The organism is Pseudomonas sp. RC10, from assembly GCF_038397775.1.
GTDB lineage: Bacteria > Pseudomonadota > Gammaproteobacteria > Pseudomonadales > Pseudomonadaceae > Aquipseudomonas > Aquipseudomonas bambusae.
The window spans coordinates 5,085,025-5,096,156 of sequence record NZ_CP151650.1; the positions used below are offsets into that span (position 1 = coordinate 5,085,025).

At 61.3% G+C, this 11,132-nt stretch carries 10 protein-coding genes; 3 read left to right on the forward strand and 7 right to left on the reverse strand.

The window, feature by feature from the left end; translation table 11 throughout:
- Positions 1-132: 132 nt before the first annotated feature.
- Positions 133-315 carry a hypothetical protein gene (locus AAEO81_RS23115; RefSeq protein ID WP_166593263.1) on the reverse strand — a complete coding sequence of 61 codons (183 nt, stop codon included), beginning with the start codon at positions 313-315 and terminating at the stop codon, positions 133-135.
- Between the two features lie 189 nt (positions 316-504).
- Positions 505-1,671 (reverse strand): lactonase family protein, encoded by a 1,167-nt coding sequence (locus tag AAEO81_RS23120; RefSeq protein ID WP_341959337.1) that lies wholly within the window; start codon positions 1,669-1,671, stop codon positions 505-507.
- On the opposite strand from AAEO81_RS23120, the gene AAEO81_RS23125 reads away from it, so the two are divergent.
- Positions 1,670-1,795 (forward strand): hypothetical protein, encoded by a 126-nt coding sequence (locus AAEO81_RS23125; protein WP_341959339.1) that lies wholly within the window; start codon positions 1,670-1,672, stop codon positions 1,793-1,795. The genes AAEO81_RS23120 and AAEO81_RS23125 overlap by 2 nt on opposite strands.
- A 148-nt stretch (positions 1,796-1,943) precedes the next feature.
- On the opposite strand, the gene AAEO81_RS23130 is transcribed toward AAEO81_RS23125, so the two are convergent.
- The 5 genes from AAEO81_RS23130 to AAEO81_RS23150 all read right to left on the reverse strand — a co-directional run bounded on the left by AAEO81_RS23130 (position 1,944) and on the right by AAEO81_RS23150 (position 8,072).
- A complete protein-coding gene (locus AAEO81_RS23130; protein WP_166593266.1) occupies positions 1,944-2,234 on the reverse strand; it encodes a DUF5629 family protein in 291 nt (96 codons plus the stop codon).
- A gap of 231 nt (positions 2,235-2,465) precedes the next feature.
- The gene (locus AAEO81_RS23135; RefSeq protein WP_341959341.1) at positions 2,466-3,791 is read right to left on the reverse strand and encodes an MFS transporter; all 1,326 of its coding nucleotides are present in this window, start codon (positions 3,789-3,791) and stop codon (positions 2,466-2,468) included.
- A gap of 199 nt (positions 3,792-3,990) precedes the next feature.
- A complete protein-coding gene (locus AAEO81_RS23140; protein WP_341959343.1) occupies positions 3,991-5,574 on the reverse strand; it encodes an aldehyde dehydrogenase (NADP(+)) in 1,584 nt (527 codons plus the stop codon).
- 179 nt (positions 5,575-5,753) lie between these two features.
- Complete coding sequence (gene araD1, locus AAEO81_RS23145) at positions 5,754-6,746, reverse strand: AraD1 family protein (RefSeq protein WP_341959345.1); 993 nt, start codon at positions 6,744-6,746, stop codon at positions 5,754-5,756.
- Positions 6,747-6,758: 12 nt separating this feature from the next.
- The gene (locus AAEO81_RS23150; protein WP_341959348.1) at positions 6,759-8,072 is read right to left on the reverse strand and encodes an MFS transporter; all 1,314 of its coding nucleotides are present in this window, start codon (positions 8,070-8,072) and stop codon (positions 6,759-6,761) included.
- Between the two features lie 220 nt (positions 8,073-8,292).
- Here AAEO81_RS23150 and AAEO81_RS23155 point away from each other — a divergent pair, with 220 nt between their 5' ends.
- Together AAEO81_RS23155 and AAEO81_RS23160 are read left to right on the forward strand one after the other, a co-directional pair.
- Positions 8,293-10,047, forward strand: coding sequence for an IlvD/Edd family dehydratase (locus AAEO81_RS23155; RefSeq protein WP_341959350.1), 1,755 nt, complete (start codon positions 8,293-8,295; stop codon positions 10,045-10,047).
- 233 nt (positions 10,048-10,280) lie between these two features.
- The gene (locus AAEO81_RS23160) at positions 10,281-11,003 is read left to right on the forward strand and encodes a FadR/GntR family transcriptional regulator (RefSeq protein WP_341959352.1); all 723 of its coding nucleotides are present in this window, start codon (positions 10,281-10,283) and stop codon (positions 11,001-11,003) included.
- The last annotated feature ends 129 nt before the right edge of the window (positions 11,004-11,132 follow it).

An 11,132-nucleotide genomic window follows, 5' to 3' on the forward strand; every position in this document is an offset into this window, starting at 1 on the left:
AAGTTGCTCGCGAAAGCGTTCTTTCAATGTCGAGCAATGTGAAGCAGTACAGCGGTGTTTCTTACAAATCCATTCCCCGGTAGTGAACATAGGTTTCATTAACGGGGAATGGATTTACGTCGAGAGTTCTATTCATTGCTGGGTCTTATGATCCAGAGCTGCGTAGAAGTTGGCGCTTTGTTGCAGGTATTTCGGGGTGTAGCTCTGGGTCGAGCTGATTTTTTTCTCTGTCACTTCGGCACTGGCACTGGCTGGCAATGCAACGGTGGCGGAGATGGCAGACGCGGCGATGATGGAGAAGAGATTGAAGTTCATGATGTGTACCTCGGTGTTGATGTTTCGTTTCAAGTCTTGACCGTCTTGGCCGTGGAATGAAAGTTACGCCCGAGGCGCTTTCAGAAAAAATCTTTTCTGCCACTAGCCCTTATCAATTCAATTAATAGATGGCTCCAGCCCTTGATTTCAAAGGGCTGGAGGGTGCGTCAAGGTGTCACTTGCGCGAGGTCAATGCGTGAGAAAGCGGAAATCGGAGGGGGAATCGAAGTCGACTTTCTGCACGGTATCGCCCAGAACGCCGGTTTTCGGGTCGACGCGGACGGTGACGATCTGGTTGCTTTTCTGATTGGCGATCAGCAGGAAGTGGCCGCTGGGGTCGAAGGCGAACTCACGGGGCTCCTTGCCTTCCACGGAACGGCGCTGGATTTCCTTGAGCTGACCGTTACCGGCGTTAATGCTGAAGACCAGCAGTTCGTTGATGTCGCCGCGGTTGGCGACGTAGAGGAATTTGCCGTCCGGCGAGGTGTGCAGGCCACCGGCGGCGCGGTATTGCTGGCCGTCCTGCTTGGCCAGATCGACCAGTTGCGTACGTTTAAAGGCGCCGTCGTGGTAGTCGAATACCGCGACCTGACCGCTCATTTCCATGGTCAGCCACGCGTGTTTGCCGTCCTTGCTGAACAGCAGATGGCGCGGGCCGCTGCCCGGTGGCAGGTCAACGGACGGGGTTTTCGCGGGTTTCAGGGGCTGAGTCTGTTTGCCGTCGTAGTTGAAGACGAACATCTTGTCGGCGCCCAGGTCCATGGCGATCAGGTATTTGCCATCAGGCGTGGGCACGGCCGAGTGGACGTGGGACGAGGCCTGGCGCTCAGGGTTGACCTTGCTGGCTTCGTGGGTGGCGGTCTGCACCACGGGAGACAACTTGCCATCCTTGCCGACTGGAACCACGGCCAGCGAGCCGCCGGGATCGGGGTGCACGGCGTAGTTGGCGACGAACAGGAAGCGGCCATCGGCGCTGAGGTTCGAGTGGGTCGGCTCATCACTTTTGCTGTCGATCTGGTTGATGAACGAGACGGCATGGGTTTTGGGATCAATGGCGAAACTGCTGACCTTGCCAACCACGTCGGTCTGGCCGGGGCCGTTTTCGTTGACGGCGAACAGGTGGCGCTGGTCTTTGGACAGGGTCAGCCAAGAGGGGTTTTCGCTCTTGATGACCTGCCGGGGCTTAGCGTCGAGTTGGCCAGTCTGAGTGTTGAAGCCGTAACGGTAGATGCCTTCACTCGCGCCGGCGGTGTAAGCGCCCACCAGCACGTCGTAATCGGTCATGGGTTTGGCCTGAACGGTGAAAACGGTGAGGCTGCTGGCGAGGGCCAGCCAGGGCAGGATTCTGGGTGTCATGTGGGCTGATCTCTTGTTGGCATTATTGGCGCGTGGTTTACGCGAGAATCAGGTCTATGACAGCGGTTGGGTGGCAGTAGTTGCCGGTGCAGGCCTGTACCTGTACCTGCCTCGGTACCTGTAGGAACTGGCTTGTCCTGCGACCGGCTGCGAAGCAGTCGTAGGTCCAGCAAACGCGGTGGATCAGGCAGACCGCATATTCCAGTTTTACGACGACTCCGTCGCCGGTCGCAGGACAAGCCAGCTCCTACAGGGGGCTGCGACGTCAGGCGTTACTCGTCTTCTTCATCATCGCCGGCCGCGAACGCTTCGAGCACCAGAATGCGATGGTCGGCGTTGCCGTCGTTGATCACCCAGCTTTGCAAGGCGCTGTCGAATTCGGCAGCGTCGACCTGAGCGAGGGAAAAGCGCCAGACCTTGCGCTCGCGGCCGTCCATGCTTTCGATCTGCAGCATTTCATCCAGGGTGAATTCGAAGGCGTGCAGGCCGTCGACTTCCAGCATGGCTTGGGACGTCAGGGCGGTTTGCAGGGCGGCGCGCAGGGTTTGGGGTGTGGTGGTCATGGCAAGGGTTCGCTTCGGATGAAAGCGCGAATGATAGGTCAAAAGGCGTCAGGGTGGGCGAATCAGGGATCTGGGGTTGCGCCACTACCCTGTGGGAGCGAATTCATTCGCGATGAGGCCGGTACAGGCGATGCATCTCTGCTGCCTGATCCACCTTCGCGAATGAATTCGCTCCTACAGGTTCAGCATGCAGCCAGCACAAACAGAGGCGACTGCTCGCTTGCGGCTCAATCACTCCTGCTGCGCATCCTTGGCGTAATACCGCGCCGGAATGCCCCAGACGATCAGCGCGATCGCCAATACGCTCACGGCAAACAACGCGAACAGCGCCGGGGTTGCAGTGCCGGTGAGGTCTTTGATCCGACCGACCATGAACGGCGCAATGACACCGCCCAACTGACCGAGCGAGTTGATCAGGGCGATCCCCGCCGCAGCGGCGATGCCACTCAGGAAGCGCGGCGGGATGGTCCAGAAGATCGGCATCCAGGCGATGATGCCGGTCATGATCAGGGTCATGCCGATCATCAGCGGCGTGAGTTGACCGGGGAACAGCGCGCAGACCAGATAGCCCAGTGCCGTCAGCGTGGCGCACCCTGCCATGTGCCAGCGGCGCTCGCGGTGACGGTCGGAACTGGCGCCGATCAGCAGGTTGCCGATGACCGCGCCTACGTACGGGATGACCGTCAGCAGGCCGATGTCCATCGTGTCCAGCACCCCGGCGCTTCTGATCAGTTGCGGCATCCAGAACAGCAGGCCGGTCAGGGCCATGACCAGGCACAGGTAGATCCCCGACATCACGTACGTGGTCGGGTGTTTCCAGATGTCTTTGACCTTCTGCGCCCCGGCGGGCTTGGGCTCGTTGGCCATGCGCGACAGAACGATTTGCTTCTCCTGAGCGCTGAGCCACGGGGCGTCTTCGATACGGTCCTTGACCAGCCAGAACACCACGCCGCCGAGGATTACCGAGGGGATGCCTTCCAGCAGAAACAGCCAGCGCCAGCCGGCCAGGCCCATGACGCCGTCGAAGTGGCCGAGGATCAGCCCGGCAATCGGACCGCCGACGATGCCGCACAGGCAAATGGAGCTTTTGAAGTAGGAATTGACCCGCGCCCGACGTGTGCCGGGATACCACTGGGTGAAGAAATACAGCACGCCGGGGACGAAGCCCGCTTCCATCACGCCAATCAGAAACCGCAGGGTGTAGAACCAGAATTCGGTCTGCACGAACATCATGCAGGCCGAGGCGATGCCCCAGGACACCATGATCCGGGCGATCCAGATGCGCGCGCCGATTTTGTGCAAGAGCACGTTGCTGGGCACTTCGAACAGGAAATAGCCGACGAAGAACAGGCTCGCGCCGAGGCCGTAGACGGTCTCGCTGAAGCCCAGATCGCTGGCCATCTGAAGCTTGGCGAAGCTGATGTTGACGCGGTCCAGGTAGGCAAACAGGAAGCAGCAGATGAACAGCGGCACGATGCGCCAGCTGACCTTGCGGTAAATGCTGTCTTCCAGCGCGTCGGTGTCGAGCTGTTCCAGCGGTATGGCGTTGGCGGTCATGGGGCGCACCTCGTTTGTTTTTATGTGGGTGTCGGGTGGGTCATGTCTTGCACGAGTCCCTGTGTAGGAGCTGGCTTGCCCTGCGACCGACTGCGCAGCAGTCGTAATTTCGGTGAATGCGGTGTATCAGGTGTACCGCGTTCACCGGTTTTACGACGGGTTCCCCGCCGGTCGCAGGACAAGCCAGCTCCTACAGGGGTTACACCACTGCCTTGGTGGTATTCACTCCATCCACCAACCGCTGAATCCCCAGCGGGTTGGCGTTTTTCAGGGCGTCGGGCAGGGCGCTGTCGGGGTAGTTCTGGAAACACACCGGGCGCAGATAACGGTCGATGGCGAGGGTGCCGACCGAGGTGCCGCGGGCATCCGAGGTGGCGGGGTACGGGCCGCCGTGCACCATCGAATCCACCACTTCCACGCCGGTCGGGTAGCCGTTGATGAGAATCCGGCCGACTTTCTGCTCCAGCAACGCAGTGAGTTCACTGAAGCGCTGCATGTCGTCACCATCGACCAGCAGCGTCGCGGTGAGTTGGCCGTGAAGCCCGCGCAAGGCGCCGTTCAGCTGCGCTTGATCGGCCACTTCCACCACAATCGATGTCGGGCCGAAGACTTCTTCTTGCAGCAGCGCGTCGCCTTCGAGCAACAGGCGGACGTCGGCCTTGAACAGCTGCGGATGGGCCTGATCGCCCTTTTGCTCGCTGCCTGCCAGATGCGTGATGCCCGCGTGAGCGTGCAAGGCTTTCAGGCCCCGGCTGTAGCTGCCCAGCGTGCCGGTGTTAAGCATGGTCTGCGGCGGCTGATCGTTGATCTGTGCGGCCAGGCGTTTCTGAAATTCCGTGAAAGCCGGAGAGCGCAGGCCGATGATCAGGCCGGGGTTGGTGCAGAACTGCCCGCAGCCCTGAACGATGGACGCCGCCAGTTCCGAGGCGATGCGTTCGCTGCGCAGGCCCAGCGCTTGAGGGAGGATGATCACCGGGTTGATGCTCGACATCTCGGCGAACACCGGAATCGGTTGCGGACGCGCAGCCGCCATGTCGCACAGCGCACGACCGCCCTTGAGCGAGCCGGTGAAGCCGACGGCCTGAATCGCCGGGTGCTTGACCAGCCACTCGCCCACGCCCCCGCCGTAGATCATGTTGAACACGCCTTTGGGCATGGCGGTTTTGTCGGCGGCGCGCAGGATGGCCTCGGCGACGAGTTCAGCGGTGGCCATGTGGCCGCTGTGGGCCTTGAACACCACCGGGCAACCGGCGGCCAGTGCCGACGCGGTGTCGCCGCCTGCGGTGGAGAACGCCAGCGGGAAGTTACTGGCGCCGAATACGGCGACCGGGCCAAGGCCGATGCGGTATTGACGAAGGTCCGGACGAGGCGCCGGTTTGCGGTCTGGCAGCGGCAGGTCGATCCGTGCGCCGTAGAAATCGCCGCGACGCAGGACCTTGGCGAACAGGCGCATCTGGCCCGTTACGCGTCCGCGTTCGCCTTGAATGCGGGCGGTCGGCAACGCGGTTTCGCGGCAAACGGTGGCGATGAAGTCGTCGTCCAGCGCGTCGATTTCATCGGCGATGGCGTCGAGGAAGTGCGCGCGTTTTTCGGCGCTCAGCGAACGATACGCCGGGTAGGCAGAGGCTGCGGCGTTGGCAGCGGCATCGACTTCTTCAACCGTGGCCTGATAGAAATCGTGAGGCAGCGTTTCGCCGGTGCTGGCGTCGACGCTGTAGACGATGATGGTGCCTGCGGCGCTGCGAGTGCCGTTGATGAAGTTGTGGCCGGTGATCTGGGTCATGAGTCGGGTCCTGTTTATCGGATCTGTCAGGCAAACCGCATTCCTGTGGGAGTCGGCTTGCTGCGGGCCGCGTTCGGACGAAGGCGGCCTTTCAGACACCACAGGGGTGACGGATAAACCGCTTTCGCCAGCAAGCCGGCTCCCACGCCCTTCGGGCAGAAGCGAAATTGTGTCGTTCGTTAAAGCTGAGTAATGCCACCCGGCTGAAACACCGCCTCGGTCGCGGCGATTCCGTTGACCAACGGCGCGCCGAACTCCCGTTGGCTGATCTCGAAATGGTCGCCCGGCTGGGTCTTGATGCCGTCGGCAAAGGACAGGGTCGCGGTGCCAAAAAAGTGCACGTGCACGTCGCCAGGCCGCAGGAACTGGCGGTATTTGAAGTGGTGGTATTCGAGGTTTTCCAGGCTGTGACACATGTTGGCCTCGCCGCTCAGGAATTCCTTCTCCCACAGCACCTTGCCGTCGCGCAGGATGCGGCTGGTGCCCGCCAGGTTTTGCGGCAAATCGCCGACGCGCAACTCAGGGCCGAACGAGCAGGCACGCAGTTTCGAGTGGGCCAGATACAGGTAATTCTTGCGCTCCATGACGTGGTCGGAGAACTCGTTGCCGATGGCAAAACCCAGTCGGTACGGCTTGCCATCGTTGCCGATCACGTACAGGCCGCTCAGCTCAGGCTCTTCGCCCGCGTCTTCGGAAAACGGCGGCTGCGGGAAGGCTTCGCCAGGACGTATGACGATGCTGCCGTCGCCCTTGTAGAACCACTCCGGTTGCACGCCCGCTTCACCGGCTGCGGGTTTGCCGCCTTCGATGCCCCATTTGAAGATGCGCATGGTGTCGGTCATCGCAGATTCGTCGTTGCCGTGCTGGTGCATCTTGTCGCGAGCCGAAGCGCTGCCCAGATGCGTCAGGCCGGTGCCGCTGACCAGCAGATGCGCAGGGTCCGGGTGATCGAGTGGCGGCAGGATGCGAAGGTCGGCGCGCAGCTGCGAATAATCGTGGCTGTCGCCCAGGCCGTGGCTGTCGACCTGTTCGGCGAGAGAGATTTTCTTGTCGATGGCCGCCAGCGCGAGTTCACGGGTGCTGGTCGCGCCCTGCACTTCCCGCACCAGCGCGCCGTCCACCAGACCGACGCGACGCTGGCCGTTACCCAGCTCGAATTGAACCAAATGCATGAGTTTCTCCTTTTAGCGTGAACGGGCGCTGGCCGCGAATTTGGATTCCGGCAGCACGTGTTTGCGTTCCAGCACGCGGTACACGATGCCGGTCAGAATCAATCCGAAGACCATCACGCCCGCGAGGAAGTACAGGCCGCTGGCCAGATTGCCGGTCAGTTCTTTCAGCCAGCCAATGACGAACGGCCCGATGTAGCCGCCGAGGTTGCCCACCGAGTTGATCAACGCGATACCGGCTGCCGCGCTGGCACCGGCGAAGAAGCGGCCCGGCAAGGTCCAGAAAATCGCGGTGCAGGAAAACAGCGAGAACGCCACCAGGCACAGCGCCGCCAGTTGCAGCACCGGCACGCTGAGGAAGGCGCTGAGGAACAGCCCAATTGCCCCGATCACATAAAGGAAGGCCAGATGGCCGTAGCGGTCGTTCAAACGGTCGGAGCTGCGCGGGATGATCAGCAAGCCGATGATGCCGAAGATGTAGGGCACCGCCGACACGAACCCGGTGACCAGGTCGCTGCCACCGAACTGCTTGATCAGCGTCGGCAGCCAAAGACCCAGGCCGTAAATGCTCAGGGTCACCGGCAGGTAGAACAGCGCCAGCAGCAGGACGCGTTTGTCCTTGAGGGCGTGCAAAGGGTTGCCGTGCCGGGTCTGTCCGTATTCTTCGAGGTCCTTTTTCAGCTCGCCGGTCAGCCATTCCTTCTCGACCGGGTCCATCCATTTCACGTCTTTCGGGCCGTCCGGCAGCCAGCGCAGTACCGGCCAGGTCAGCAGGATCGCAGGCGCGCCAATGCACAGGAACAGCCATTGCCAGCCGTGCAGACCGCCGACGCCTTCCATGCCCAGCAGGCCGCCGGAGATCGGGCCGGTGATCATCATGGCGATGGGTTGCGAAAGGATGAACAGGCCGAGGATTTTGCCGCGATGGCGCACCGGGAACCACTGGGTGATGTAGTACAGCACGCCAGGAAAAAAGCCCGCCTCCGCCGCGCCGAGCAGGAAGCGCATCACGTAGAAACTGGTCGGGCCCTGAATGAAGGCCATGCCCATGGTGATCGCGCCCCAGGTGATCATGATCCGCGCGAACCAGCGCCGCGCGCCGAAGCGTTCGAGCATCAGGTTGCTGGGGATTTCCAGGAGGAAGTAGCCGATGAAGAACAAGCCCGCACCGAGGCCATAAGCCGCATCGCCGATGCCGACGTCCGCGCCCATGTGCAGCTTGGCGAAGCCCACGGCGGAACGGTCTACATACGCGATCAGGTACAGGAGGATCAGAAACGGGATGAGTTTCAGGGTGATGCGACGAATAAGCCTGAGTTCCTGGCTCATGTAAGCGGTCTCCACGTTGTTTTTGTTATGGAAGCGTCGGAGATCGCCTCTGCCTTCGTGTGTGCCAGATGGTTGAGTACGCGGCGGGCAGGGTCGTCTCTCGATGGGAAACGACTATATAGTAATACTATTTGAAGTGACAAGACTTCCACTCTGGCCTTTTTAGGCCTATTTTAATCAGCACGTGACGTTTTAAGTCTTACAATAAGAGTGCTGATTTATGTCTGATTCCCCTTCCAATACCCACAAGAAACCTGTCCTGCGTTCGGCCCAATGGTTCGGGACCGCTGACAAGAACGGCTTCATGTACCGCAGCTGGATGAAGAACCAGGGCATCGCCGACCACCAGTTTCAGGGCAAGCCGATCATTGGCATCTGCAACACATGGTCTGAACTCACCCCCTGCAACGCCCACTTCCGCACCATCGCCGAACACGTCAAACGTGGCGTGATCGAGGCCGGTGGTTTCCCGGTTGAATTCCCGGTCTTCTCCAACGGCGAATCGAACCTGCGCCCCACCGCCATGCTCACGCGCAACCTGGCGAGCATGGACGTGGAAGAGGCGATTCGCGGCAACCCAATCGACGGCGTGGTGCTGTTGACCGGTTGCGACAAAACCACCCCTGCGTTGCTGATGGGCGCGGCCAGTTGCGACGTTCCGGCCATCGTCGTCACGGGCGGGCCGATGCTGAATGGCAAGCACAAGGGCAAGGACATCGGCGCCGGGACCATCGTCTGGCAGATGCACGAGTCCTACAAAGCGGGGCAGATCAGCCTCGACGAATTCCTCTCCGCCGAAGCCGGGATGTCGCGCTCGGCGGGCACCTGCAACACCATGGGCACGGCCTCGACCATGGCCTGTATGGCCGAAGCGCTGGGCACTTCCTTGCCGCACAATGCGGCGATTCCGGCAGTGGATTCGCGGCGTTACGTGTTGGCCCACATGTCCGGCATGCGTGCAGTGCAGATGGTCAATGAAGACCTGCGTCTGTCGAAAATCCTCACCCGTGAAGCCTTCGAAAACGCCATTCGTGTCAACGCGGCGATTGGCGGTTCGACCAACGCGGTGATTCACCTCAAGGCCATCGCCGGGCGCATCGGCGTCGACCTGGAGCTAGACGACTGGACCCGCATCGGTCGCGGCACCCCGACGCTGGTGGACTTGCAGCCTTCCGGGCGCTTCCTGATGGAAGAGTTTTATTACGCGGGCGGCCTGCCTGCGGTACTGCGCCGCCTGGGCGAGAACAACCTGATTCCCAACCCTGAAGCCTTGACCGTGAACGGCAAGTCGCTGTGGGAAAACGTGAAGAACTCGCCGATCTATGGCGACGACGAAGTCATCCGCGCCATCGACAACCCGTTGGTGGCCGATGGCGGCATCTGTGTGTTGCGCGGCAACCTCGCGCCACTCGGCGCTGTGCTCAAGCCTTCTGCTGCGACCCCGGCACTGATGAAGCATCGCGGCCGCGCCGTGGTGTTCGAGAACTTCGACATGTACAAGGCGCGAATCAACGACCCGGAGCTGGACGTCGATGCCAGCAGCATTCTGGTGATGAAGAACTGCGGGCCGAAGGGTTATCCGGGCATGGCGGAGGTCGGCAACATGGGCCTGCCCGCCAAGCTCTTGGCCCAGGGCGTGACCGACATGGTGCGGATTTCCGATGCGCGCATGAGCGGCACGGCCTACGGCACGGTGGTCTTGCACGTGGCGCCGGAAGCAGCGGCGGGCGGGCCGTTGGCGGTGGTGCAGGAAGGCGATTACATCGAGCTGGACTGCGCGACCGGGCGTCTGCATCTGGACATTCCACAACAGGAACTGGATGCCCGCCTCGCCGACTGGCAAGCGCCGCAAAACAAGCTGATCGGTGGCTATCGCCAGTTGTACATCGACCATGTGATGCAGGCTGATCAGGGGTGTGATTTTGATTTTCTCGTCGGGATGCGTGGGTCGGAAGTGCCTCGGCACTCCCACTGATGGGCTACCGGTAAAGCCTGCTGTGGGAGCGAATTCTTTCGCGAAAAGGTTGGCAGACGACGCATCCGCATGGGGTGTACCTTTTTTCGCGAATGAATTCGCTCCCACAGGTTTGTGCATGGGCGCTCAGCAGCGACATGCATGAAACTGCCCGACATTCCCACCCGCGCCCTCCTCATCCCCGCCAATGCTATGATGCGCGGCATTCACCGTTCAGGATTGCCCCGCGCCCCATGGATTACCGTAAGCCCTCCGACCGCAAGAGCATGCATTCGCGTATTGTCCAGGACATCGGCATGCAGATCGTTTCAGGCCGCTTCAAACCTGATGACAAGCTCCCCGCCGAAGCCCTGCTCTGTGAGGAATACGCGGTCAGTCGGCCGGTGTTGCGGGAGGCAACGCGGGTGTTGGTGGCGAAGGGCTTGGTGTATTCACGGCCTCGCGTCGGCACGGTGGTCAAGCCTCGTCGCGAGTGGCACATCCTCGACCCGGACGTGCTCCATTGGCTGATGCAAAGCTCGCCGCAGAATGAATTCTTCGCCCTGTTGACCAGCGTGCGCAGCATCATCGAACCGGCCGCCGCCGCCCTTGCCGCACAACATGCCACACCGGACGAAGTCGCCGGAATCAGCGAGGCCTACGAACGCATGGCGGCCGCGCCGACCGTCGAAGAGGTGTTGCAGCCCGACCTGGATTTCCACAGCCGCATCGCCGACGCCACCCACAACGACCTGCTCGCGCACCTGTGCAACATGCTGTCGCTGGCGTTGCGTGAAGCGTTGAAGCATTCCAACAAGCGCCCGAACCTGCACGAACTGGCATTGCCGCGACACAGGGCCATCCTTACCGCCATCGAAAACCGCGACGCCCTCGGCGCCCACCACGCGACACTGGTGCAACTGGACGATGCACGCAACGCGCTGAATGTGGTGTTGGGGCAAGAGCTGAAGCTGTAAAGCAGCTCAGGGCTTATATCTTTTTATGCTTAAGCGCTTCGCAGTTTGCGTCTAAACACTCCCTGCGAGGCCTCGTGCAGCGGCAGACTGTTAAAAAATAACAGACAGATCAGTCAGTTATGAATCGAG